At 35.6% G+C, this 25,944-nt stretch carries 23 protein-coding genes; 2 read left to right on the plus strand and 21 right to left on the minus strand.

Annotation, left to right across the window (positions count from 1 at the left end):
- The first annotated feature begins 17 nt into the window (after positions 1-17).
- On the plus strand, positions 18-611 hold the full coding sequence (gene yfbR / locus ACGH6P_RS00590) for a 5'-deoxynucleotidase (RefSeq protein WP_267352336.1): 594 nt from the start codon (positions 18-20) through the stop codon (positions 609-611).
- Between the two features lie 102 nt (positions 612-713).
- Here the strand turns inward: yfbR and ACGH6P_RS00595 are convergent, their stop codons facing one another.
- The 19 genes from ACGH6P_RS00595 to ACGH6P_RS00685 form a co-directional block, all read right to left on the minus strand.
- Positions 714-2,333: an ATP-binding protein gene (locus tag ACGH6P_RS00595; RefSeq protein WP_411596476.1), complete on the minus strand. Its 1,620-nt coding sequence runs from the start codon at positions 2,331-2,333 to the stop codon at positions 714-716.
- A 215-nt stretch (positions 2,334-2,548) separates the two neighbouring features.
- On the minus strand, positions 2,549-2,680 hold the full coding sequence (locus ACGH6P_RS00600) for a hypothetical protein (protein WP_267352334.1): 132 nt from the start codon (positions 2,678-2,680) through the stop codon (positions 2,549-2,551).
- 242 nt (positions 2,681-2,922) lie between these two features.
- Complete coding sequence (locus tag ACGH6P_RS00605) at positions 2,923-5,367, minus strand: autotransporter outer membrane beta-barrel domain-containing protein (protein ID WP_411596477.1); 2,445 nt, start codon at positions 5,365-5,367, stop codon at positions 2,923-2,925.
- Positions 5,368-5,469: 102 nt separating this feature from the next.
- On the minus strand, positions 5,470-6,354 hold the full coding sequence (gene citG / locus ACGH6P_RS00610) for a triphosphoribosyl-dephospho-CoA synthase CitG (protein ID WP_267352332.1): 885 nt from the start codon (positions 6,352-6,354) through the stop codon (positions 5,470-5,472).
- Positions 6,355-6,479: 125 nt separating this feature from the next.
- Positions 6,480-9,443: a DNA translocase FtsK 4TM domain-containing protein gene (locus ACGH6P_RS00615; RefSeq protein WP_411596478.1), complete on the minus strand. Its 2,964-nt coding sequence runs from the start codon at positions 9,441-9,443 to the stop codon at positions 6,480-6,482.
- A 102-nt stretch (positions 9,444-9,545) separates the two neighbouring features.
- Positions 9,546-10,067 carry a gamma carbonic anhydrase family protein gene (locus ACGH6P_RS00620; RefSeq protein WP_267352331.1) on the minus strand — a complete coding sequence of 174 codons (522 nt, stop codon included), beginning with the start codon at positions 10,065-10,067 and terminating at the stop codon, positions 9,546-9,548.
- Positions 10,064-11,311 carry a Bcr/CflA family multidrug efflux MFS transporter gene (locus ACGH6P_RS00625; RefSeq protein ID WP_411596479.1) on the minus strand — a complete coding sequence of 416 codons (1,248 nt, stop codon included), beginning with the start codon at positions 11,309-11,311 and terminating at the stop codon, positions 10,064-10,066. Before ACGH6P_RS00625 ends, ACGH6P_RS00620 begins: the two co-directional genes overlap by 4 nt.
- Before the next feature lie 123 nt (positions 11,312-11,434).
- A complete protein-coding gene (rsuA, locus tag ACGH6P_RS00630; protein WP_267352329.1) occupies positions 11,435-12,127 on the minus strand; it encodes a 16S rRNA pseudouridine(516) synthase RsuA in 693 nt (230 codons plus the stop codon).
- Between the two features lie 13 nt (positions 12,128-12,140).
- Complete coding sequence (locus ACGH6P_RS00635) at positions 12,141-12,878, minus strand: class I SAM-dependent methyltransferase (protein WP_411596480.1); 738 nt, start codon at positions 12,876-12,878, stop codon at positions 12,141-12,143.
- The gene (gene prlC / locus ACGH6P_RS00640; RefSeq protein WP_411596481.1) at positions 12,865-14,910 is read right to left on the minus strand and encodes an oligopeptidase A; all 2,046 of its coding nucleotides are present in this window, start codon (positions 14,908-14,910) and stop codon (positions 12,865-12,867) included. The genes ACGH6P_RS00635 and prlC overlap by 14 nt, the downstream gene beginning before the upstream one ends.
- Positions 14,911-14,999: 89 nt before the next feature.
- The gene (locus ACGH6P_RS00645; RefSeq protein WP_065558875.1) at positions 15,000-15,257 is read right to left on the minus strand and encodes a BolA family protein; all 258 of its coding nucleotides are present in this window, start codon (positions 15,255-15,257) and stop codon (positions 15,000-15,002) included.
- An 86-nt stretch (positions 15,258-15,343) separates the two neighbouring features.
- Positions 15,344-15,616, minus strand: coding sequence for an STAS domain-containing protein (locus ACGH6P_RS00650; protein WP_065558874.1), 273 nt, complete (start codon positions 15,614-15,616; stop codon positions 15,344-15,346).
- Between the two features lie 6 nt (positions 15,617-15,622).
- A complete protein-coding gene (gene mlaC, locus ACGH6P_RS00655; RefSeq protein WP_065558873.1) occupies positions 15,623-16,267 on the minus strand; it encodes a phospholipid-binding protein MlaC in 645 nt (214 codons plus the stop codon).
- Positions 16,268-16,279: 12 nt separating this feature from the next.
- Entirely contained in the window at positions 16,280-16,864 is a 585-nt protein-coding gene (gene mlaD, locus ACGH6P_RS00660) for an outer membrane lipid asymmetry maintenance protein MlaD (RefSeq protein ID WP_267352325.1), read from the minus strand.
- An 11-nt stretch (positions 16,865-16,875) separates the two neighbouring features.
- Complete coding sequence (mlaE, locus tag ACGH6P_RS00665; protein ID WP_065558871.1) at positions 16,876-17,655, minus strand: lipid asymmetry maintenance ABC transporter permease subunit MlaE; 780 nt, start codon at positions 17,653-17,655, stop codon at positions 16,876-16,878.
- A 3-nt stretch (positions 17,656-17,658) separates the two neighbouring features.
- On the minus strand, positions 17,659-18,471 hold the full coding sequence (mlaF, locus tag ACGH6P_RS00670; RefSeq protein WP_267352324.1) for a phospholipid ABC transporter ATP-binding protein MlaF: 813 nt from the start codon (positions 18,469-18,471) through the stop codon (positions 17,659-17,661).
- Between the two features lie 263 nt (positions 18,472-18,734).
- Positions 18,735-19,433 carry a methionine ABC transporter permease gene (locus ACGH6P_RS00675; protein WP_267352323.1) on the minus strand — a complete coding sequence of 233 codons (699 nt, stop codon included), beginning with the start codon at positions 19,431-19,433 and terminating at the stop codon, positions 18,735-18,737.
- Positions 19,434-20,477 carry a methionine ABC transporter ATP-binding protein gene (locus tag ACGH6P_RS00680; protein ID WP_411596482.1) on the minus strand — a complete coding sequence of 348 codons (1,044 nt, stop codon included), beginning with the start codon at positions 20,475-20,477 and terminating at the stop codon, positions 19,434-19,436.
- A 13-nt stretch (positions 20,478-20,490) separates the two neighbouring features.
- Positions 20,491-21,627, minus strand: coding sequence for an amidohydrolase (locus ACGH6P_RS00685; protein ID WP_411596483.1), 1,137 nt, complete (start codon positions 21,625-21,627; stop codon positions 20,491-20,493).
- A 179-nt stretch (positions 21,628-21,806) separates the two neighbouring features.
- Between ACGH6P_RS00685 and ACGH6P_RS00690 the strand changes: the two genes are divergently transcribed.
- Entirely contained in the window at positions 21,807-22,655 is an 849-nt protein-coding gene (locus ACGH6P_RS00690; RefSeq protein ID WP_411596484.1) for a MetQ/NlpA family ABC transporter substrate-binding protein, read from the plus strand.
- 33 nt (positions 22,656-22,688) lie between these two features.
- Here ACGH6P_RS00690 and ACGH6P_RS00695 read toward each other — a convergent pair whose 3' ends face one another.
- Positions 22,689-23,018, minus strand: a complete 330-nt coding sequence (locus ACGH6P_RS00695; RefSeq protein ID WP_411596546.1) for a rhodanese-like domain-containing protein — start codon at positions 23,016-23,018, stop codon at positions 22,689-22,691.
- Between the two features lie 137 nt (positions 23,019-23,155).
- Entirely contained in the window at positions 23,156-25,792 is a 2,637-nt protein-coding gene (gene pepN / locus ACGH6P_RS00700; protein ID WP_411596485.1) for an aminopeptidase N, read from the minus strand.
- Positions 25,793-25,944: the final 152 nt, after the last annotated feature.

A 25,944-nucleotide genomic window follows, 5' to 3' on the forward strand; every position in this document is an offset into this window, starting at 1 on the left:
ACTAATGAGATGATGATATGAATAAAAGCCATTTTTTTGCTCATCTTTCACGATTAAAATTAATTAATCGTTGGCCGTTAATGCGCAATGTCAGAACAGAAAATGTATCTGAGCATAGTCTTCAAGTTGCTTTTGTTGCACATGCGTTAGCAATTATCAAAAACAAACATTTTGATGGAAAAGTTAATCCTGAAAGAATCGCTTTATTAGCTATGTATCATGATGCATCTGAAGTGATTACTGGAGACCTTCCTACACCGACAAAATACTATAATCCTCAAATTACAACAGAATACAAAAAGATTGAAAAAATTGCACAAAACAAGCTAATTAATATGTTACCGCAAGAGTTACAAGATGATTTTAGAACGCTCATTGATGATGACTTTTATGATGAAACAGAAAAAAACATTGTCAAACAGGCTGATGCGTTATGTGCTTATCTTAAGACGATTGAAGAGCTTAGTGCCGGTAATAATGAGTTTAGATTGGCTGAGCAGCGTTTGAAAAAGACATTATCTGAACGCGGAAGTCCTGAAATGAATTATTTTTTAGAAATATTTGTGCCAAGTTTTAGTTTATCGTTGGATGAAATCACGTTAGATAAATAATAAATGTTAAAGCCTAATTGCGGTTAACTACAATTAGGTAACTTATATGTTATTTAATTTCATTTTTATGAGACATATTTATAAATTATCAGGTCATTACAATTATGATACTTCTCGATAAAGGACTGCTAATGGCAGTGATATTTTAAAGCATGTTCCTTTTTTCTTACCAAGATTGAATAACTGAATATTACCGCCAAGTTCATTAACACAAGATAAAACCAAATATAATCCCATACCACGATTATCTCCTTTGGTTGAATAGCCTTTTTGAAAGATATGCTTTACCTCTTTTTCAGAAATACCTATCCCGTTATCCATGATTTCGATGTAAAAATAGCCGTTTTGGACAGTAAAATTTATCTCTATTTTTTTATCAGCTAAACTATGAACGGCATCTAAACTATTATCGATTAGATTGCCAAGAATAGTGATTAAACTATGAATGACTAAGTGATTAGAAATAGGGGCGAGCATTCCATTAATGTTAAAAGTTAACGATACCCCTAATTCTTTTATTCGACTCAATTTACTATTAAGAAAGCCAGCAATAATGGGGTCTTTAATGTACTGACTAATCTCATCTAATTTTGGTTGTTTATTGCCAATAATACCTTCTAGATAATTGACTAATTCTTTTTTATTATCTTGATAGGCTAGCCCATAAATTACATGCAATTTATTACTAAATTCATGTGATTGAGAACGTAATGTGTCGGCATTACGATTAATGTCTTTTAATTTCTCTGTTAACTGGCGTATTTCAGTTATATCACGAAAAGAAGCAATGGCTCCAACTAATTTATTTTTTACATATAATGGAATACGATTAATCAAAATTACCACACCATCAATATTTTGCTCACAATCATATTCAGCAATCCCCTTGTTCATAACTTCATTTAAACGTGTATTAGGAATCAGGGTGCTAATGGGCTTGCCGATAATGTTTTCCTTACTCTTATCCATATGTAATATTCTAACGGCTTCATCATTAATTTGTGAAATTAATCCATTTCGGTTAATCACCACTATGCCTTCTTTGACGGTTCTAATAATGGCATTATGTTCTTCAAAAAGTTGAGCCATTTGGGTAGGTTTAAATCCATAAAATCGTTTCGAAATATGACGCGATAACAAACAAGCTAAAATAACAGCTAACGTAAAGGATACAAATAATGATAACCCGATTGGTTGGCTTGACTTTGAAGCCAGATAATTAATTTTTTGGCGTGTTTGTCCAACTAAAACCATACCAATTTGTTGACGTTTATCATTGAATATCGGACTCATTGCGCTAATTGAATCGTCAAATGTTCTTGTTGATGAGGATTGATAGGGCGCTTCTTGTAACGTTTTTTGTTCATTGCCACCTACTCTAGGTTCTCTTATTTTATTTATATCGGGATGCGAATACCGTACACCTTGCATATTAAAAATGACAATAAAATCGACTAAAGAAAGTTGGCGAACTTGTTCGGTATAATGTTGGATTGCTTGTAAATTGTCTGACGTGGGATTACTGACTTGATCAATTAGATTATGATTAGTTGATACTAATTCGGCAATATTTTTAAATCGTTGAGAAGACAGATAAAAATACTCTTTGTTTATCACATAGATAATATAAATATATTGAACAACAACTGAAAATATAAATACAGCGCAAATCAAACTGATAAGCTTAGTTTTAAGCGTTAATTGATTAATCATAGATTTCATATTTTATTCTTCAGCAATAAAGTTGATGGTTCAACAATATGAATGCAGATGAGATAAAAATTATTAATTAAATACGCTATTTACAGACTCCATACTCTATCGATTTAATTAATGATTTTTTGGCTATGGGTTGTATTGTTGACTTATTCATCAATACGTTAGTAAACTTGGATTCAAATGCATTCGGTAAAATAGATTCAGAAGCAAGGTTATCATCAGTATTGGATCTGAAATAAAACCTTTTCCATGGCTAAAGTGATATATTGAGGCTGATTATCTAAAGCATGATGAAATTTACACTGCAGTTTTGTACTTAATGCTAATGCTTTTTCTTCAAAGATTGTCATAACGTATTCCTTATATTTGATAATAGTGTTAAGTGCTAAAATCAGAAGAGTAAATAAGTAAATAGCTAATTTTTATTAAAGACATCAGTGATAAATGTACGTTTTTATCATTAAAAGGCAGTTTACGAATGATACTGAATATCAAGAACGATTGAAAGATATTATTTAATATAAAACTAAGGTGATACATTTTACCACCATAGTTTTATGTTGCGAACTTTAATACAATCAAGTTTGAAATTTTAGAAATCTATCTTAGCACTTGCTGTAAAATAATGACTATTCTTTTTACTTTGACCAAAGTATTGATAATCAAGATTTAAATTTATCAACTGATATTGATAATTGATTCCAGCCCCTAAATTATATTGATTTTTAGTCCTGTTTGATGAATAGCTACGCATTTTAGATAAACCATTGATACCATTAAGAGTAATATCACTATCAAATTTGTTGCGACTAAAATTAAAAGTATAGCCGGTTTGACCCGTTAAAGTTAATTGACTATCCTTATTTTTGAAGAAAGAATATGTTGTGGTCAAATCAAGTGGCATCAATACCGCAGAATTTGTCGCTTGACCATATTTAACCAAGTTGATTTGATTATAGCTAACATTGTGAGCACTATTTTCGGTATAAATATAAGTTAAACCAATACTTGGAATCATTGCAAATTCTTCGGTATTTTGCCAATGATAGCCAACAGCACCACCAAAATTCCACGTTCTATTATTAAATTTTTCCTTAATAGTATTAAAACTATCGTGAGTTTTTAAATCATTTTTTCCAAAGGAATAACCTGCGAACGTAGACCCAAGCATATTATTAGGAAATTTATAACTGCTGTATAACTGAATTTGATATTGATGGATATCAGAATCATTTGATGAAGCCGCTTTATCCTTATATTTCCCTGTGGAATAACCAATGGCACTACCCACTAAAAGATTATCGATAACTTCTTTATCAAACCCGAGCATAAAGCCATTAGAGGTGTATTTATATCCAGAAATGCCCTGATTATTATCGGTATTTTCATAATGGTGAGTCAGGTTAACCCATAAATTATTTTCTTCACCTTGGTTTAGATGAAATTGGTGACCTCGTTTATCTAAAATGGCTTTGGTATCATTCAGTGAATTCATTGCGATTTCAGTTAAGTGTAAACCATGATTGTTATTATAAAGCCCAGCGATATTTTGATTAAAAAATAGTGTCGTTCCTTTTGATTCAATGGCTAAATTACCACGTGCCATATTGCTGAGTATTTGCCAATTTAATTCCCCAGCTTTGGTATTAGTTTTACTTATCATTTCATTATTATTTGTGTTATACATTGATTCATAAGCGACTTTTACCAAATTATCGGTCAATCGTTTTGCGACATTTTTTGAAGAAATACCTGATTGTTGATAATAACGTGAGACTTGGCGTTTAGCTGCATTTTGTGCATTTTTTACATCATCGAAATTGGTGACATTGCTCGCATTGACAAATACAAGTTCATTTCCCGATTGCTTAAAGTTCAAGTCCCCATAAATATTTTGAACAAGTGGTTTTAGTTGACCGTCTTGAATAGAGTGTATCGTTAATTTATTATTTGCGGCTAAAACTGTCGCATTTACATCGGTTGTCGTATATTTCAATCCATTTTTGATAAAGTCATCTGTTACTGAAAATTTGGCATTAGATGAAAGATTGATGTTATCACCGCGTATCACATTGACCTGTTTGGTATCAGAAATACCAAAGCTAACGATACCATCAATATTGAGTTGAGATGTTTTATTGGTTTGATCACTAATTGACAGTGAACCCTTAGAGGATTCGATTGTCGCATTTTTACCAACATTTACTTGTCCATTTGGTGCGAGTTTTATAAAACCATTACCTCGGCTGGAACTCAAGATTCCTTGATCTACAACATCGAAATTACCACCACGGCTGACATCAACCGTTCCCTCTCGCATGACAATCATTTTGCCTGTTTTACCTATTAAAACAGAAGAACGATTAGAATCCTTATTTGTCGTTTCTAATACTGTTTTTGCACCAATGATTTCAATGTCTCCGCCCGTTAAATTAAAGGTACGGGTGGTCAGTCTTGCAGGGGCAGAGGCGGTGCCAGCTAGATGATTATCGCCACTACGAATATTCGTATCACCGTCAACAATAACCGTTGTTTTTCCTGTAGAATTTGGGCCGGTGCGCATTACGTTACCGGCTAAAATCATCAAACCACCTCGTTGTTTATCTGCACCTAACTCAACATTAATATCACCCGAAACATGAACGTTAATATCGTGCTCTATAGGATCAAAAGGAAAATCACTGTGTAATCCTAAATATTGGGTAAAGAATTTGGTATCAAATTTACCAATCCACGTGTCATTATAGATTTGAAAATTGCCTTTGATGAACATGTTAATGTCACCTTGTGCATTTGAGGCGGGTTCGGTAGCTGTTTTGCCAGTAAAACCCAAATGGAAAGATGCATCATCTTTAATCGTTAAACCATTTTCTGCAATAATATTCACTGGGGTAGTGCTGCTATTTGTTAAAAAATAACGTTCATCGATTTGGTTGAAAGGTAAAATGATGTCTGTAGTCACATCATGATTGTAAGCTTGTACACAATTGGCGCTAAAAGCACTGATTACTAATAAAGATATTGATTTCAATTTCATTGTTTTTTTAAGTTAATTTAATACTTTGGGGGTGAAATAATATATTATTAGTAATGATAATCAATATTATTTTTAATTTTTTTTGATCAATATCATTTTTTGCTAGTAATGAGATAAAAACCAGGTTATTGCAATAAGATCAGCAGAACCACCAGGGCTTAAATTGCGTTCAATCAACTTATCATCAAGTTGAGTTAATAGCTGAATGCCATCTGGGTGTGTAATGCCACCTTGCAAAATAATCTGCTTAGCCTGTTGTTTGACAAAGTTTAAACCCTCAAGCCCACCTCTTGATACCAAATTGGTATCCTGATTATAGGCAAGCAAGTATAGCAATGCTTGTAATAAGGAATCTTCTTCATTATAACCATTATGTTGCATCTGTTTGTAAATAGGGAGTGAGATATTTATTGCTGTAGCATAACCTGATTCTGCTTCTCCTCGTGCGCCAGATAGGTTGTGTAGTTTAAATAGCTTTTCACCCACGGATTTTATTTGATGATTTTGTTTAAGCTCATGATCAACAATGCCTTGGCAAATTGTCGACACTTCGTGGTTGATACTTTGAATATTGATTTGTCGTTGTTGTTTCGTTAATCTACCGATAGCGCCAAGTAACAAACCAAAAGCAAAAATCCCACCTTTATGGGTATTAATTTGATGTGTAGCATGGTACATCGCTTGTTCACACTGTATCCCGATAGGTCTTATATCAGTTAAAAAAAGATGAGGATCTTTATTAGCTGAATCTATTCCATACTGATAGAAGGGTTCAAACCAACATGATATTGCCTCAATACTGGCAATAAAAGTTTGAAAATTCATATCATGGTGCGCACCGTTATTATTCATATCAACCAGCCCGGGTTTGGGTGATAAGCATATCTCTCTGATTAAAGCTTTAATGGCAAATTGTACTGGTAAAGATTGCTGATCTTTAATCAGTTTTGATTCTATGAATGCCACTTGCTTTGAATAATCGTTCATTATTGATTAATACCTATATGAAATGTCAAACTTGCTTGACTTTTTGAAATTGTTAGAAAATGTAACTGAATGAATTTAACTGGCACATTACCAATCTATTTAAAAATAGATTGGTAATTGAATAACTAGTAATCATTATGCGATGATGTAGCAAGTACTTCACGATTTCCATTGTGGCTTGGCGCACTGATAATGCCTTCGACTTCCATTTGCTCCACAATTCTTGCTGCTCGGTTGTAACCAATTCTAAATTTTCGCTGAACGCTTGAAATTGAAGCTCGGCGAGTTTCAACAACAAATTCTACAACCTGATCGAATAGGGGATCCAGTTCTTCGTCAAGACTATCTGAACTACCGCTTTCGCCGTCATCGGTGGCTACGGTGACATTTTCAATGTATTTTGGCGTACCACGCGCTTTCCAATCTTGAACGACCGCATGGACTTCTTCATCACGGACAAATGCACCATGAACACGTATCGGAATTGAACTATTAGGCGCAAGATATAGCATATCTCCCATACCAAGTAACGATTCTGCCCCCATTTGATCCAAAATAGTGCGTGAGTCTATTTTACTCGAAACTGTAAAAGCAATACGCGTAGGGATGTTGGCTTTGATTAAACCTGTAATTACATCTACGGATGGACGCTGCGTGGCTAATACAAGGTGAATACCAGCAGCCCGTGCTTTTTGAGCAAGCCTTGCAATCAATTCTTCGACTTTTTTACCCACCGCCATGATAAGATCGGCAAATTCATCAACCATGACGACAATATAAGGTAATTTTTCCAATGTCGGCATATTGAGATCCATACTGTCGGTTGGTTTCCAAAGTGGATCGGGAATCGGTCTACCCATTTCTTCTGCTTGTTTAATTTTTTCATTATAACCAGCAATATTGCGTACACCTAAAACTGACATAAGTCGGTAACGCTTTTCCATCTCATTAACACACCAATTAAGGGCGTTAGCGGCGTCTTTCATATCGGTCACGACTTGTGTTAATAGATGCGGGATCCCTTCGTAAATTGACAGTTCAAGCATTTTAGGGTCAATCATAATAAACCGGACATCTTCTGGCGATGATTTATATAAAATGCTTAAAATCATGGCATTGACACCAACGGATTTACCTGACCCCGTGGTACCGGCAACCAATAAATGTGGCATCTTTGCTAAATCGGCAACTACAGATTGCCCTGAGATATCTTTACCTAACACGACCGTAAGTGGCGATTGGGCATTTCTAAATTGTGGGCTGTCTAAGACTTCTCTAAAATAGACTGTTTGTCGATTTTTATTCGGTAACTCTATACCAACATAAGGTTTGCCTGGAATGACTTCTACCACACGTACAGATGGCATTGAAAGCGAACGTGCCAAATCCCGATCTAGCGTAGAAATACGAGCAGCTTTGATACCCGGTGCAAGCTCAATTTCAAAGCGAGTAATAACTGGGCCAGGCATGTAATCGACAACTTTCGCTTTGACTCTATAGTCAGAAAGGCTTTTTTCAATCAATTCTGACATCGCATTTAAGGCTGCATGATCCACTTCAATGCGTGTTGTTGGTGGTGCAGTAAGCAACTTTAATGACGGCAGTGGTGTGGTTGGTTTTGGTAATGGTTTATCATCACGTCTTAATAATGGGTGAATCAAACTTTCACCCTCATCATTCTCTTCCTCTTCGCTGTCATTTTCACGTAAAGCAAAAGTTTGCACTTGAGTCTCCTCAAGCCTTACCTCTTCTGGATATATATCATCGATGATTGGGTTTTCTTGTTTAAGTACATCAATATCGACATCTTCGGATTGTGGTGTTATTTGGTTTTCAACTTCAAATTGATTCTGATTTTCAACTTTTGTGGTAAAAGGTGTAACTACTTCTTTAAAAGATGATATTTCTTTGGTTGCTTCATCGTGGGGTGCAATGATTTGACTATCGGGTTTTGTTTCGTTCGCATTATGCGTTAAGGTAAATAACGGTTTGATCGGTGCATCGGTGATCGTGTATTTATCTTCTTCAAAAGGCTCTGTTATTTCAAGCTTTTTAGCTTGAAAGTCTTGACCGTCAGCTTGAATTATCTGGTCTTGATTTTGTTGTTCATTGATGTTTTTCAAAATCAATTCCATACGAGCTAAGATATCACTTTGATTAAGTTCAGTGTTATTCTTTTTGCTCGATGTTTTTTTGGATGATTGCGTTTGTTTTGATGTTTCTAATGTTTGTAGTAGCTCTGCTGCTGTTTTTATGAGTTGTTCATTCTCGTTAGCCGCTAAAGAGGTTGTTGAACTATCAGATGTTTTATTAATGCTTGTTTCTAATGACGTCTCACTATTTTCACTGCTTATATTTGTTTGAAAATCATCCATAGTATCTAATTGACTACTATTTGAATTGATTGACAGTGTTATTTGAGGTTCTTGGTCTTGAGATAATTTTTGATTTTTGGGTTCAGTATCGATTTGATTAACGTGATTGACACGACGGGATAGCAATAACCATTTTACTGGTGTAAGCAAAACCATAACAAAAGCACCAAGTTTTTCAATTATGTAAAGCCAAGATAGCCCCGTTAATAAAGTTACACAAGCAAAACAAACAGCAAGAAGAATCAAAGAAAGAACAAAGTTATTCATCATAGGTAAAAGATTTTCTATGACGATTGAACCAAGATAACCACCAGCTTCAAATTCGCTTGGATCACTAATATTTAATGCAAAAAAACCCGTACTACTAAAAACAAAGGCTAAAATACCAATTATCCGAAAAGAGACACTGAAATAATTAATCGGTTCGTTAGCATGTCGATAAAAATAACCAACTAACTGTACACAAATTAATGCAATAATGACAGGTAAACTAAATGCAATATAGCCTAGAAATTGGAACAAAATATCGGAAGCATAGGCACCAATTAAACCACCAAAATTACTGACAGGATAATGCCAAGCCGTACGTGACCAACCCGGATCCGATGAGTTATAAGTCGATAGTGATAAAAACAAGCAAACGGATAATCCTATTAACGCTAATAGAATAAGTTCAATTATTATCTGTTTTCCTGTGATTTTTTGCTTTTTCAAACATGTACCTTAAAAATATCGCAGTAAATGGTTGGTATTTTACCATAAATTGCAATCTCTCACAGAGTGAATATGTTTAAATCACAATTTATTGGGCTACGATTAATCGACAAGATTGAGCGTTTTATTGAATCTTTCGCCATTTTGAACATAATGTTGTGCATTTTCAATATTGGCTGCGATTTCTGCTTGCGTTAATTTACGTACGATTTTAGCTGGGGAGCCAAGAATTAAGCAACCTTCTTCATAGGGTAAGCTATGCGTAACAAGGGAATTAGCACCGACTAAACAGTTTTTGGCAATTTTAGCACCATTCAATATGGTACTGCCCATGCCAATTAGAACGTTATTGTCAATGGTACAGCTATGAAGAATAACATTATGGCCAACGGTGACATTTTCACCTACGATACACGGAATATTCGTTTCAATATGTATCGTTGAATTATCTTGTATATTGCTATTTTTACCAATGAAAATAGGTGCGATATCACCTCGTAAAACGGCATTAAACCAAATTGAAACACCTTCTTCTAAAACTACATTACCAATGATATCCGCCGAATTTGCTATAAAACAGCGTTGATGAATTTGTGGTTTTAAATCACCTAATTGATAGATCATTGTTCATTCCTTCTGAAAGATTTTATACGCAAAAATAAACTGACCGCAATAAAGTTACAGATTACCATTGAACCAACCATGAGCCATTCGCTCATGTTATGATTAACGGTTGTCTGGGGATGAGCAGCGACTAACGTAGAAAGTATTACACCAATAGCCCCCGCTACCGCAAATCGAAGCGTGCCTGCCAGCGAAGATGCCGTGCCTGCGATATGAGAATAAAAATCTAACACCACCGCCATGCTATTTCCGCCAATGGTTGATATACAACCAATATAACCCGCTACACAGATAACTAAATAGATAAACCCTAAATTGGTTATAGTTACCACTGTAAGTGCGATAGCCATGATAAATTGAATTAAAAGCCCAAATTGCATCATTTTGATTGAACCGACACGGCGAACAAAACGGCTATTAATCGTATTCATTATAATCATTACGGTAATATTGAGCGCAAAATAATAACCAAAATGGATTGATTCGACACCATGCAAGTTCATATAGACAAATGGCCCTAAACTAAGAAATGAGAATAATCCAGCCCCTGAAAATGCCCCGATCATCATATAAGACAATACTTGTCTATGCCGAAATAACGTTATGAAATTACTGAGAATGCGCGTTAAACTAAATTTATCTCGTTTAGATTGACTTAATGTTTCTGGAATAGCCGTAAAAACGAATACCAAACACAACAATGCAATTAATCCAAGGGCAAAAAAATTGGCTTGCCAATTAAACCAATATAATACAAATCCGCCAATAATCGGTGCAAGTAGCGGAGCGACATTTGAGATTAACATAACAAAAGACATCATTTTAGAAAACTCATCACGATCACGATAAATGTCTTTCATTAATGCGTTCACAACGATAGCTGTTGCAGCAGCTGCTATACCATGAAAAAATCGAGCCGTAATCAATTGAGGAATGTTGGCCGCAATTCCACAACTTATAGAAGCTAATATGAAAATAATTAACCCAAAAATTAAGACATAACGGCGCCCATAGCTATCAGTTAAAGGACCAAAAATGAGTTGACCAAATGAAAATCCCAATAAATAACAACTAATGGTGAGCTGCACAGTTGCATCAGAAACATGAAAATTTTCGGCGATGGTTGGCATACTTGGTAAGTACATATCTATGGATAGTGGCATTAACATAGATAATAATCCAAGAATAAAAATAAGTGCTTTTTTCGAGATGTTGATCTCTATTGATTTGTCATAGGGCTGCACGTAGCGATTCCTTCATGGATTGTTGGCTTTCATTAATTATTAACTTTTCATTTTTTGATAATAATGGCTCGATTAAATTAGCTTGATCATTAAATTCACTTATTAATGACGGCTTTATATTGGCTATTTACAAAATGATTCAATCTCATCTTGCGTAAGCGGACGATATTCGCCTTCAGGAACATCGAGAATAATATTGCCAATTTGTTTGCGATGCAATGCAATAACATGATTATTTACCGCCGCAAACATTCGTTTAACTTGATGATAACGTCCTTCACTAATTATTAATTCCGCATGAAATTCATCGATAATTGTCAGTTTAGCCGGTTTTGTCAGTGTTTTTTCACTTTTTAACTGGATGCCATTGTGAAATATTTCAATTAAATTATCGGTTAATGGGTGTTCAACCGTCACTTGATATACTTTTTCGCAGTGGTGCTTAGGAGATGTAATGCGATGTGACCACTGACCATCATCGGTTAATAACACAAGTCCAGTCGTATCTAGATCCAGTCGTCCAGCTGCATGAAGTTTTTCAGACATGGGTTCATCAATAAAATAGAGAATTGTTGGATGATCAGGATCATCCGTCGAGCAGACATAGCCTTGAGGTTTATTCAACATAAAGTAGCGGTTTTGTGTGATGGGTATGATTTCATAACCATCGTATTCGACAAGTTGTTCTGGACTAAGTTGATAAGCTCCTGATTTTATGATTTCACCATCCACGGTAACTTTTTTCGCTTTTAATTCTTTATTAACAATTGTACGGCTGATGCCTAAATGGTGAGCGAGAAATTTATCTAATCGCATAATATTAACATTCCTATAGTGCACTGACAGGGGTATATATATCAAATCGGTGATTTTTGGTTTTAATTTCAGCGGTTGGTTTTTCATTGGCGAGAAAAGGTGCAGTATCCGGTCTTTTTACGACAACCCGTTTTTTAGCTAAGCGCCTTGCCGGTGCTAATAAACTATCTGCATCACTATCACTCCCTACCAATTGTTGAAAAATACGCATTTCTTTTTTGACTAGCGCACTTTTTTGACGATGTGGAAACATCGGGTCAAGATAGACAACATCTGGCTTATCTGGATAGGAATCAAGTCCAGTAATACTCGAATGATAGATAAGATGTAAATGCTGCTGAAGCCAACTACCAATATTGGGATCTTGATAGGCACGTTGTAGACCATCGTCTAACAAAGCCGCAACGACAGGATGTCTTTCAAACATGGTGACATGACAACCTACAGCCGCTAATACGAATGCATCACGTCCAAGCCCAGCCGTTGCATCCACGACGGTAGGTAAGTAATCACCTTTTACCCCAACAGCTTTTGCTATCGCTTCACCGCGTCCTCCACCAAATTGACGGCGATGCGCCATGACGCCAGAAGTAAAATCAACAGCGATGGCACCTAATTTAGGTTCGTCTGTTTTTTGTAGCGCTAGCTGATCATTTTGATTAAGTAGGACAAACGGAAGATCTCCATGTGTGGACAACCACTGCTCAGCTAATTGGCTTAGCTGAGCGCAATGAGAACTAGTGGATACCATAATGACGTAGTAAAGCCTCTAGTTGGGGTTCGCGACCTCGGAAGTTTTTGAACAGTGTCATAGGTTCATCGCTTCCACCTTGCGATAAAATATTGTCGAGGAAAGCATTTCCCGTTTTTGTATTAAAAATGCCTTCTTCTTCAAAGCGAGAAAAGGCGTCTGCTGATAATATTTCAGCCCAGAGATAGCTGTAATAACCTGCGGCATAGCCCCCTGCAAAAATATGGCTAAAGGCGTGAGGGAATCGTCCCCATTCAACAGTTGGAACCACAGCGACTAATTCTCGAACTTGCTTTAATGTTTCTAAAATATCAGGATCTTTTTGACTGTGAAGTTTAAAATCAAACAGCCCAAACTCTAACTGACGTAAAATAAATAGCGCTGCTTGATAATTTTTAGCATCTAACATTTTTTCAAGCATTTCAGTAGGTAAAGGTTCACCTGTTTCATAATGTCCAGAAATAAACGCTAATGCTTCGGGTTCCCAGCACCAGTTTTCTAAAAATTGGCTTGGTAATTCAACTGCATCCCATGGCACACCATTGATTCCTGCAACTGAAGAGACATCAATTTCAGTCAGCATATGATGAAGTCCATGTCCAAACTCATGAAATAGCGTTGTGACTTCATTATGTGTAAATAGTGCAGGTTTATCGCCAATAGGGCGGTTAAAATTGCAGGTTAAATAAGCAACTGGTTTTTGCACGTGACCATCCGCAAAACGCATACGACCAATACAATCATCCATCCATGCGCCTCCTCGTTTATGTTCACGAGCATATAAGTCAAGGTAAAAGCTACCTTTTAATTCACCATCTGTATTATACAGGTCATAAAATTTAACTTCAGGATCCCAAACTTCGACGCCTTGTCGTTGTTTTGCCGTAATGCCAAATACACGATGAACAACTTCAAATAGACCATTTATAACAGTTTGCTCTGGGAAATAAGGGCGCAACTCTTCATCATTGATGGTATAAAGATATTGTTTTTGTTTTTCACTGTAATAAGCTATGTCCCAAGGTTTAATATCACTAGCGCCAAAAAATTCGTAAGCATAACGTTTTAAATCGGCTAGTTCTTTTTCGCCTTGCGGTTTTGCCTTACTTGCTAAATCAGTTAAAAATTCGATGACTTGCTGTGTAGATTCAGCCATTTTAGTTGCCAAGGATTTATCAGCATAAGTCTCAAAGCCTAATAAATGTGCTAGCTCATCACGCAATGATAAAATTTGTTTTATTATTTCAGTATTATCCCATTTACCCGCGTTGGGTCCTTGGTCTGATGCTCTTGTATTATAAGCTTGATAAAGCTCAAAACGCAGATCACGATTATCACAGTAAGTCATAACAGGTAAATAACTTGGGATATCAAGGGTGAGTAACCAGCCTTCTTGACCTTTGGCTTTAGCTTGCTCTTTGGCTTTAGCTTGCTCTTTGGCTGCTGCTAATGCACTTTCTGGCATGCCTGTAAGGTCATCTAAATTTGTGATTAATTTTGTCCACCCCATGGTCGCATCTAAAACATTGTTACTATATTTAGAGGAGAGTTCCGAAAGTTTAGCAACGATTTCACCATAGCGCTTTTGTTTATCTTCCGGTAATCCGATTCCGGATAACTCAAAGTCACGTAATGCATTATCGATCACCTTTTTTTGCGCTTTAGTCAGTTTGGTATACTCTTCACTTTCTTTAATCTGTTTATAGGCTTGATAAAGCGGTTTATGCTGTCCAACCCATGTGCTGTATTCTGATAATAATGGCAAACAAGCTTCATAGGCTTCTCTAAGTTCAGGGCTATTTTTTACAGAATTAAGATGGCTTACTGGAGACCATGCTCGACTAAATTTTTCGTCCATTTCATCAATGGGTTGGATTAAATTATCCCAAGTGTATTGACTATTTTTAGTTAATACGGTTTCAATCGTATGACGACAATTTTTCAAAGCCTCTTGAATTGCAGGTAAAACATGTTCAGGCTTGATTTGAGAAAATAAAGGAAGTGGTGTAGTTTTTAGTAATGGGTTTGTCATGTTGCGATACCTTTGTACAATGATATTGTTGTTTTATAGAACATCAGGTTATGGAAATAGCCGTTCATTTAGTTTTGATGAAGAGGGCGCTATAATCCCATTAATTTCCGCTCACGTTGCCATTCTGTTGGAGTATAAGTTTTAATTGATAAGGCATGAATACGGTTATCATTAATAAATTCTGCGAGAGGAGCATAAATAACTTGTTGCTTTTTAACTCTGCTTAGATCTGCAAATAATTCACCAATAGCAATGACCTGAAAATGACTACCATCATTAGTCATGACATGCACTTCCTCAAGATTAAGTGAACTTTTTAATTTATCTATTATTTGCTGTTTGTCCATTATTAAAACTCATTATTTTTTGTGATTTTATGTTGAATATTATTCATATTATCTTAATTTGTCTTTTGATTAAAGATGAGCGTAACTTATTTTAGTATCACTGGTTGTAAATCATAAAGCGCAATTAAAGTAAGTAACTGAGGATTCACACTGTCTAAAGTAACATTATATTTATTACAAAAATAGACAAGTGTGGCAAGTCCCGAAGAGTCAACACGAATCAGCTGTGCCACATCAATTTTTTTCACCTCTTTTAATAGTGTATTTTGTATTGACCATATATCACTTAAGGAGTGAGCATCAAGCTCACCCTTTAGATATAATATATCTTGTTGCTTTTCGGTTGTGATTCGTGACATGTTAAGTTAACCTTTAGGTTTTTGATTCGGGTCTATTTTACGATTGGAAAGATCATTTAATTGCTTCGTTAATGCATCAATACCATTTTGTCTTAAAATAGTTGACCATTCATTTTGCTTGGTAGTAATCATACTTACCCCTTCGGCAATTAAATCGTAAGCTTTCCATTCACCCGTCACCGAGTTCTTTCGCCATTGAAAATCAATACGTAATGGTTGTTGACCTTTGTCTGGTTGATTTAATAATACTCGAATAGAAATTAATGTTTTTCCAGTTAAATCTTTCGCTTTTTCAACTTGGTAAGATTGCCCATTATACATAGATAATGCTTGCGCAAAAGCTTGAACGAGATAGTTTTCAAAAGCATTAAAATAGGCTGTACGTTGCGCATCGGTCGCATCTTTATAGGCGTTGCCTAGAATTAGCGCACCCGCATATTTGACTTGTACATAAGGCAATAGGTCAGATCTCACAATATCTTTGAGCAAATTAGGATTTGATTTGATTGCTGATTGTTGTGCTTTCATGGTACTAAAAATTTTGTCAGCGGCCACTTGCATTTCATCATAAGGATTATTTTCAGCAAAAGCTGACATACTAACTGCTAAAGCGAAAATTAAAAAAATAGTTTGCTTAAATTTGGTTAACATAATGACAACTCCTTACTGTTCATTTGTATCTTGCGTATTTTGTTTCTTTTCTTTATTTGATGAATCACCCATACTATAAAGAAACTGACCAATTAAATCTTCTAACACCATTGCTGGTTTAGTATTGCTAACAACAAATCCTTCTTGAAAATAAGGTGGTTTGTCATTTTTTTGAGCCGTTGTATTAGTGGCATCAGGGGCATCTAATGCGTCAATGGCGAATTCGGTCGATTGATCTAACCCCAAATTGATATCAATAAATTGTTCACCTAAAATTCCTGAGGTTTTGATTGATAGTGAGCTGGAGCTTGGAATTTTATTGTACTGACTATCGATATCCATTGTTACATACGGTTTATAAATATCACTTCCTGATGATGTTAAGCTAATATTGGTTATTCGACCAATTACCACCCCACCAATTTTGATTGGTGATCTAACTTTTAATCCGCCAATATTGTCAAATACGGCGTATACTCGATATGAATTATGGCTAGTAAAAGATGTAGGATCGGTAACGCGAAAACATAAAAATAGTACTGAGCAAATGACTAGTACCATGAATAATCCAACTGTAATTTCGACTTTACGACTCATGTTTAATGACCTCAATGACTAAACATTAATGCGGTTAAAATAAAATCTAACCCCAAAATAACTAATGATGAATAAACAACTGTATTGGTAGTTGCTCGACTAATTCCTTCAGATGTTGGTACGCAATCGTAACCATTAAAAAGTGCAATCCAAGTACTGGCAATTGCAAAGGCAAAACTTTTTACAAAACAGTTGCCTAAATCATGCCACCAGTCAACATTACTTTGAATGGAAGACCAAAAAAATCCTGCATCAATACCTTTCCAATCAACGCCAACTAATACACCACCTAAAATACCAACCGCGACAAAAATAGCCGTTAAAAACGGCATAGAGAAAAATCCAGCCCAGAAACGGGGTGCAATAATACGCCGTAATGGATCGACTGCCATCATTTCCATGCTTGATAGTTGTTCGGTAGCTTTCATGAGACCAATTTCAGCTGTTAACGCCGAGCCGGCACGTCCAGCAAATAATAATCCAGCAACAACAGGACCTAGTTCACGCAATAAAGCGAGCGCAACCATCATACCTAAACTTGCCTCAGCACCAAATGTGGTTAAGATAAAATAACCTTGTAGTGCAAGCACCATACCAATAAAAAGTCCGGATACAATAATAATCGTTAAAGATTGTACGCCAACAAAATAAAATTGTTTGACCAGTAATGGGAACTGTTTCGCAAATTGTGGACGTCCAATGAGTGCTCCAAAAAGCATCATCCCTGAACGCCCCATTAAAGCGATAAGATTAATTAACCATTTTCCCAATCTTTCAAGTAAATTAAACATATGTTATATACCTCGGCTTAGGTCTAATTTATAGTCATCAGCGGGATAATGAAAAGGGACTGGTCCATCAGCTAAGCCTTCTAGAAATTGTTTTACACGCAAGTCGTCATTTTCGCGTAATTGCTGTGATGTTCCGCCTGCAATAATGTGTTGTTCAGCAACGATGTAAGCATAGTCCGCAATACTAAGGACTTCATTCACATCATGACTGACAACAATACAGGTTAATCCAAGCGATTGATTGATTTCTGAGATTAATTTAACAATGACGCCCATTGAGATTGGGTCTTGACCGGCAAAAGGTTCATCAAACATAATTAAGTCAGGGTCAAGGGCAATGGCTCTGGCTAGCGCAGCTCGCCTTGCCATACCTCCGGATAATTCTGACGGCATCATACGGGCGGCGCCTCGAAGACCAACAGACTGGAGTTTCATCAATACTAAATTATGTAATACAGGCTCAGGTAAATCAAGGTGTTCACGAATCGGGTAGGCAACATTATCAAAAACAGAAAGATCGGTAAATAGTGCGCCAGATTGGAATAGCATGCTCATGCGTTTTCTAACTTCATAGAGTCGGGCGCGAGACATACTTGGAATATCTTCACCATCGAATAATATTTTTCCTGATTGAGGTTTTAATTGACCACCGATTAGACGCAGTAGCGTGGTTTTACCAATACCTGAAGGCCCCATAATCGCTGTCACTTTGCCTTTTGGGACATTCAAGCTCATATTTTTATAAATTGGTCTTGTTCCTCGATAAAATGACATATCATGAATTTCAACCAAATTTTGCTGTAATGAGTCAGTCACTATGATTCCTACACTACCTTAATTAATTAAAATTAACGTTATTTTACTTGATAATGGCAAATAAAGAAATCGATAAAACATATTGTCAATCCTTATATTATGGTAATACTTAAGGTAAAAAGCATTTTTTAATTAAAAATCACTGAATCTTGATTTGTAATAGTCAAAAAAACTAAATGAGGTTTTTAGCGTGTTAAATCATTTTTTAGTCTGGCATTAAGCTGCGTTTCTAATCGGTTCAAATAATAATCACATATTCTGATTTATTCATGCCTTGCTTTGCGAGCTAAAAAATTACCTGTGCTTTGCACCAATTGAATCACAATAACTAAAATGACCACGCAAATATAGGTAACTGTGGTATCAAAACGTTGATAACCATATGAAATGGCTAAGTCACCAATACCGCCTGCGCCAACTGCACCCGCCATTGCTGTCGCTCCAATTAAGCCGATAGTGGCAGTGGTTAGGGTTAAAATCAATGAACTAAATGCTTCAGGTAATATAAAGTACCAAATGATCTGGATTGGTGTTGCCCCCATTGATTCAGCGGCTTCAATAATGCCACTGTTTACTTCAAGTAAAGAATTTTCAACTAAGCGAGCAATGTAAGGGGCGACATAAAATGTTAAAGGCACGATAGCTGCTGTTGTACCAATCGAACTACCCACAATAAATTTAGTAAAAGGGACAATTGCCACTAGTAAAATAATAAAAGGTAGCGAACGAACTAAATTAATAATAGGATTCATAATCCGATATATTCGATTATTTTCAAGCAATCCTCCTGGGCGAGTTGTCACTAAACAAACACCGAGTGAAATACCAATTAATGAACCCAATATTAAAGCGAAAAACACCATATAAAATGTTTCATAACTCGCTTGGATAAATTGCTCAACTGTCACGGTGGTTGAAATATTAGCTTTGAAATATTCAAGGATATCGGTGAAAATTTGCATTTAGTTTTCCTCCCAGCGGTTTATTTCAGTAACTTGTACGCCATGTTCTCGAAGGAATTGTACGGCTTCTTGGATATTGCTATCGTTACCTTTTAACTGAATAAACATACTGCCTAAAACTGTTTTTTCAATTTCTGACATATGGGCAAATAAAATGTTAACCACAATAATTTGTTTTAAAATAAGCGAATTGATAACGGGTTCTGAGGCTGAACGTCCTAAAAATTCAAGTTTAAATAGTTTAATATTGTCTTTTTTACCTTCTACTTCTAACAAATTTTCAACGACACCCTTTGGAATTTGATTGCTAATGACTGAATTGACAAAATTTCGAGTTGTTTGGTGTTGTGGGTGTCCAAATACATCAAGCACGTTGCCTTGTTCAATAATTTTACCTTTTTCCATTACGGCTACCTTATGACAAATTTGTTCAATAACATGCATTTCGTGCGTGATTAACACTACCGTTATTTTATATTTTTCATTGATTTTTTTGATTAAATCTAAGATTGCTCGTGTAGTTTGAGGATCAAGCGCTGAAGTTGCTTCATCACAAAGTAAAATATCCGGATCGTTAGCTAACGCTCTTGCTATGCCGATTCGCTGTTTTTGTCCGCCAGACAGCTCTTTAGGATAACTATCTGCTTTGTCACTTAATCCAACAAATTCTAATAATTCATTTACTTTTTGTTTAATTGTATGTTTATCTTTTTTGATTAGAATTAAAGGAATAGCAATATTTTCATAAACGGTTTTTGATTCAAGTAAATTAAAGTGCTGAAATATCATGCCGATCTTTCGCCTAACTTGGCGTAAATCAGAACTGGATAGTTGATTTAAAATTTGATTTTGTACGATCACTTGACCTTGTGTCGGTTTTTCAAGGTAATTAATTAAACGAACTAAGGTGCTTTTGCCTGCACCACTATAACCAATGATGCCAAAAATATCCCCTTTATCAATGGTTAAGTTGATCTTGTCTAAGGCTTGAGTGGTGATGCCGTTTCGCTCATATTGCTTGGATACATTTTCAAATCTAATCATTCTTGCGTCCCTATTAACTTTGGTCTATTTGGATAAGCGCTTGTTTGGCAAGTTTAGCTAAATAGTTTGCTGCAGGTATTATCATGTCAGGATTAATTTGAAATTTAGGGTGGTGAAGTGCATAAGGGCTTTGAGAACCAAGATTAATAAATGCGCCCGGTACATGATGTAAATAATGGGCAAAATCTTCACCGCCTAATTGAGGTTGAAAATCAATGATTTCATAACCCTCTTGTCTCGCAATATTTTTTGCAAGCTCGACCCATTTTTCTACATTTATGATTGATGGAGGGCCTTTGAACCATTTTAATTCAGCTTTTGCGCCCATTGCAATAGCAATATGTTCAATAATAGACCTTAACTGTTGTTTGACTTTAGCTCTGATTTGCGGTGTAAGGGTCCTTACCGTGCCTTCCATTTCAACCTTTTCAGGTATCACATTCCAAGTATTTCCACCTTCAAATTTAGTAATGCTGACAATTACAGCATCAAGACCACTTACAGAACGACTTGAAATAGTTTGTATGGCGTTTACAATTTGTGCACCAATAACAATAGGATCAATACCCGATTCAGGTCTTGCTGCATGTGCTCCAACACCGGTTATGGTAATTTCAATGCGATCGACATTTGCAGAAAAAGGGCCAGCTCGTGATGCCATTTGATTAATGGTTAAATTAGGGTTGTTGTGTAAACCGAGTATGGCATCGACCCCTTTTAATGCCCCAATTTTGATAAACTGTAGAGCTCCACTAAAGTTTTCTTCCGCAGGTTGGAATAGTAAACGAATGGTACCTGTTAAATCTTTTTCGTGTTCTTTTAAAAGATAAGCCGCTCCCATTAAAATTGATGCATGTACATCATGCCCACAAGCGTGCATAACATTTTTATTTTGGGAACGATAATCACAATTTGTTTGTTCATGGATGGGTAATGCATCAATATCAGCTCGTAAAGCCAGAATAGGGGAGCCTGTTCCAATTTCGGCAATGACCCCCGTTTTAGCACCTAATTCTATTATTTTAATGTTTGCTTTTTCTAAATACGTTTTCAATATTTTAGTCGTTTCGAATTCTTGATTTGAAAGCTCAGGATTTTGATGTAATGTAACAAAAAGCTGATGAATAGTTTGTGCAATGGGTTGATGCATAATATATCCAAATGATTATGAGATGTTTTTAACGTTAGCACAGCTTAATTTTTCAACCTAATAATCGTTTTTTATATCTTATTCCAAAAAGTTATAAGATAGAATAACTTGGAATAAATAAACCATTATTTCTGTGCTAGAGTAAAACAAATGTCGATAGCCGATAAAGGGTAACTCAAATGAAAAATGGTTTTATCAAACATAAATTTTTACAACATATTGCTATTGTGGCTTTATTTAGTTCTGCATGTTTAATGAGTGCTTGCGATAATTCCTCTCAATCAGCCAATAATCAAACCAAAAAAGAGATTAGTATGGGGGTATCACCTGGTCCGTATAATGATCTTTTTAGAGACGCGGTAAAACCTATTCTTGAATCAGAAGGATATAAAGTTAAATTGGTTAATTTTCCACATTTATTAGAATCAGATGTGGCATTGAGTGAAGGAAGCATTGATTTAACCGTTGCACAGCATACTGCTTATATGAATGTATTTAATGCCCAACGCAAAGCTAATTTAAAGCCAGTTGTGCATGTGCCATCGGTACCCGCGGCGATTTTCTCTAATAAGTATCAATCATTAGATAAGGTTTTTTCAGGGGCTAAAGTGGCGATTCCTCAAGATGCTTCAAATGCTGCACGGTCTTATAATTTACTTGAAAAAGCAGGATGGATTAAATTGAAAGCGAATACTAATCCCATTTTAGCGAGTAAAAATGATATCGCTGAAAACTTAGTGGGCATTGATATTATCGAAATGGATTCGGCAAATATTCCAAGAGTTCTTAATGAGCTTGATTTTGCTGTCATTCCGGGGAGTATTGTTTATTCGGCCAACATTGATTCAAGCAAAGCATTGCTTTTGGAAACCATTGTCCCCGATTTAGAAATTATGGTTGTGGTGAATGAAGGTAATGAAAACAGTCAATGGGCGCAGGATGTCAAACGTATTTATCAATCCCAACAATTTAAGGATTATATGCAAGCTCACAATCAAAATGGTTATTGGGTGATGCCACAAGAATAAAATCCTAAATGTGCCCGTTGTGAAGGTGGGTATTTAATATCTTGGCATTTGCGTATCAACGGTTAATGCCCAAGCATCAATCCCACCACTAAGATTATAAAGATAATCAGTATCAAAACCATTTTCAGCTAAATAGTTGGCTACATTTAGGCTACGTACTCCGTGGTGACAGTAAAGTACAATGTCGATTTCATCGGGTATTTTATCTAAATAAAGTGGGATAAGATTCATTGGAATATGGACGGAATTTTCAAGGCGGCATATTGCTACTTCATTAGATTCTCGTACATCAAGTAAAAACAGAGGATGTTTCTGATTTAATTTTTCTGCAAGTTCTGTCGGTGTAATAGATTTTATGTTGATCATGATTCCAAATACTGTTAAATAATGTTAAAAAGTTGGATGTTTTATTTGTGTCTGAATATAAAGCAAAAACATATCAAGTTTCAAATAATTTTAACATCATCCCGTTCGAGGAAAACAGGATGATGTGTTGAGTATTATGCAGCTAAAGCTTTGCTAATTTTTTCATATAAGTCTTTTGATAAATGATCCAGTTTTAATAAGGTTTCAAGTGCTTGACGCATTTGTTGTTGACGTTGTTGGTCATAACGTTTCAATCTGATTAATGGATCGATCAATCTTGCCGCAACCTGCGGATTTTTTTGATTTAATTCCATTAATATTTCGACTAAAAATTGATATCCACTCCCATCAGTTGCATGGAAAGCTACAGGATTATTATTAACAAAAGCACCGATTAAAGCGCGAATCCGATTGGGATTACTGAGCGAAAAGGATCGATGAGTTAAAAGTTTTTTCACTGTTGAAAGTACATTTTTTTCTGGACTCGATGCATTTAAAGCTAACCACTTATCCATCACTAATCCGTCTTGATGCCATTTATTATCAAAATCGGCTAGAAGTTCTTGATGACAATCAAGCTGAGCTTTAACAGCAACTGTTAATGCAGCGATGGTATCTGTCATATTATCTGCTTGATAATATTGTTGATGAACTAGATGATTTGCTTGTGATTTCTCATCGGCATGGGCTAAAAGCATTAAACAGGCATTTTTTAATGAGCGTTTAGCAATATCTTCATGTTCAATCCGATAATTTTCGATTTTATTGTGACGGTAAACTGCGGTTAATTCATCATAAAGTGCATTACCAAAACACGTTAATAAAAACAGGCGGACTTGATAGATGGCTATTGGGTCAACGACACTAAATAAATTGGCTAGTTCATTTTCCGAAGGTAAAGTGATGATTTGGGCAATGAGAGAGGGATCTGTTGATTCGGATAATAATATTGCTCTAAATGCATCGATAACTGAATCAGGAAGGCTTAGTTGTCGATTATCTTGATAATTTCTAACATTTTCCCGAATATATTTAATTAATAGCATTTGCGCAGCATCATAACGACTAAAAGCATTGGTTGCATGTTGCATCAAAAAAATCAAATCACTATCTTGATAATCATAGGTCATTTTTACCGGTGCAGAAAAATCACGTAATAATGAAATAATCGGTTTTTCATTCACGTTATCGAAAACAAATTGTTGTTTTGCTTGTGTTAAATTTAAAACGTGATGAATTGGCAGTTGGTTATGCTCAAGTTTAATGATTTCGCCGTTATGTTGATATAATTCAATATCAACAGGTATATGCAAAGCTTTCTTTTCAGCTTGATCTAAGGTTGCAGGCGTGTTTTGTTCGATAGTTAAATAATAGTGTTTGCTTTTTTCATCATAGCTATCTGTAATGGTTAATTCTGGTGTACCTGATTGGCTGTACCATAATTTGAATTGTGTTAAATCAATGCCTGAAGCATCTTGCATCGCAGCGACAAAGTCATCGCAAGTTGCTGCACTTCCGTCATGACGTTCAAAATAGCGTTTCATGCCAGCTTGAAACTTATCTTCGCCTAACAAGGTATGCATCATTCGTATCACTTCAGCCCCTTTTTCGTACACAGTTACCGTATAGAAATTATTCATTTCTATGACTTGATCAGGACGAATAGGATGGGACATCGGACTTGCATCTTCAGCAAATTGGACACTACGTAAGATTTTAACATCATCAATTCGCTTAACGGCTCTAGAGCCCATATCTGCGCTAAACTCTTGATCACGAAAAACCGTCAAACCTTCTTTTAAGCTAAGTTGAAACCAATCACGACAAGTAACACGATTACCTGTCCAATTATGAAAGTATTCGTGACCAATAACACTTTCGATACCTAAATAATCATCATCAGTAGCCGTTTCTGGTTTGGCAAGAACATATTTTGAGTTGAAAATATTCAGACCTTTGTTTTCCATTGCGCCCATATTAAAAAAGTCAACGGCAACAATCATAAAAATATCTAAGTCATATTCTAATCCAAAACGAGTTTCATCCCAGCGCATAGCATTTTTTAAACTGGTCATTGCCCAATGTGAACGATCTAAATTGCCTTTATCAACATAAATCTCCAGATCAACTTTACGGTTTGAACGAGTTATAAACTGATCTTTAAGAATATCAAAATCTCCGGCAACCAATGCAAACAAGTAGGCGGGTTTAGGAAATGGATCTTGCCATTGTACCCAATGACGACCGTCTGAAAGTTCTCCTTGTGCAATGCGGTTACCATTAGAAAGCAGATATGGGTATTGTTGTTTATTGGCGGTAATACGAGTTGAAAAACGCGCTAAAACATCGGGTCTATCTAAATAGTATGTGATATGACGAAAACCTTCAGCTTCACATTGTGTACAAAGTGCTTCTCCAGAAACATACAATCCTTCTAGTGCAGTGTTATCAATCGGTTTTATTTCATTGACAATGGTTAGTGTAAATTCATCTGATGGAACATTATGAATAATAATGCCTGAGTTGGTAATGTGATAATCCTGCCAAGGCTGTTCATCGATATTGATAGCGATTAATGTTAAGTCTTCTCCATCTAAAACTAAGTCTGAGGCTTTAGCATTTTTTTGTATAATATGGCTTCGAGCCGTGACTGTTGTGATTTCTGCGGATAAGTTAAAATCAAGATCGATATCCGTAATGGTAAAATCGGGTGCTTTATAGTCCAGTCGATACTTTGCAGTTGGTTGTGTTTTGGTATTATTCGTTGTCATAGTTATTGTGCCTTTTATTTTTATAAATAATTAAAATTCGATAAATATTGCATGATTTTCACAACTGCACTTATCGTTATTGGTGATGTTTAATTAATTCTTTTGAGTATAGTTAAGTTATATTATTTAATCTGGTTTGTTATTAATATTAT

This window comes from Gilliamella sp. CG25, assembly GCF_046635705.1.
GTDB lineage: Bacteria > Pseudomonadota > Gammaproteobacteria > Enterobacterales > Orbaceae > Gilliamella > Gilliamella apicola_I.

Coding starts and splice junctions, on each gene's coding strand:
- yfbR (WP_267352336.1), top strand. CDS start 18: ATGAATAAAAGCCATTTTTTTGCTCATCTTTCACGATTAAAATTAATT.
- ACGH6P_RS00595 (WP_411596476.1), bottom strand. CDS start 2,333: ATGAAATCTATGATTAATCAATTAACGCTTAAAACTAAGCTTATCAGT.
- ACGH6P_RS00600 (WP_267352334.1), bottom strand. CDS start 2,680: ATGACAATCTTTGAAGAAAAAGCATTAGCATTAAGTACAAAACTGCAG.
- ACGH6P_RS00605 (WP_411596477.1), bottom strand. CDS start 5,367: ATGAAATTGAAATCAATATCTTTATTAGTAATCAGTGCTTTTAGCGCC.
- citG (WP_267352332.1), bottom strand. CDS start 6,354: ATGAACGATTATTCAAAGCAAGTGGCATTCATAGAATCAAAACTGATT.
- ACGH6P_RS00620 (WP_267352331.1), bottom strand. CDS start 10,067: ATGATCTATCAATTAGGTGATTTAAAACCACAAATTCATCAACGCTGT.
- rsuA (WP_267352329.1), bottom strand. CDS start 12,127: ATGCGATTAGATAAATTTCTCGCTCACCATTTAGGCATCAGCCGTACA.
- ACGH6P_RS00635 (WP_411596480.1), bottom strand. CDS start 12,878: ATGGTATCCACTAGTTCTCATTGCGCTCAGCTAAGCCAATTAGCTGAG.
- prlC (WP_411596481.1), bottom strand. CDS start 14,910: ATGACAAACCCATTACTAAAAACTACACCACTTCCTTTATTTTCTCAA.
- ACGH6P_RS00645 (WP_065558875.1), bottom strand. CDS start 15,257: ATGGACAAACAGCAAATAATAGATAAATTAAAAAGTTCACTTAATCTT.
- ACGH6P_RS00650 (WP_065558874.1), bottom strand. CDS start 15,616: ATGTCACGAATCACAACCGAAAAGCAACAAGATATATTATATCTAAAG.
- mlaC (WP_065558873.1), bottom strand. CDS start 16,267: ATGTTAACCAAATTTAAGCAAACTATTTTTTTAATTTTCGCTTTAGCA.
- mlaD (WP_267352325.1), bottom strand. CDS start 16,864: ATGAGTCGTAAAGTCGAAATTACAGTTGGATTATTCATGGTACTAGTC.
- mlaE (WP_065558871.1), bottom strand. CDS start 17,655: ATGTTTAATTTACTTGAAAGATTGGGAAAATGGTTAATTAATCTTATC.
- ACGH6P_RS00675 (WP_267352323.1), bottom strand. CDS start 19,433: ATGCAAATTTTCACCGATATCCTTGAATATTTCAAAGCTAATATTTCA.
- ACGH6P_RS00680 (WP_411596482.1), bottom strand. CDS start 20,477: ATGATTAGATTTGAAAATGTATCCAAGCAATATGAGCGAAACGGCATC.
- ACGH6P_RS00685 (WP_411596483.1), bottom strand. CDS start 21,627: ATGCATCAACCCATTGCACAAACTATTCATCAGCTTTTTGTTACATTA.
- ACGH6P_RS00690 (WP_411596484.1), top strand. CDS start 21,807: ATGAAAAATGGTTTTATCAAACATAAATTTTTACAACATATTGCTATT.
- pepN (WP_411596485.1), bottom strand. CDS start 25,792: ATGACAACGAATAATACCAAAACACAACCAACTGCAAAGTATCGACTG.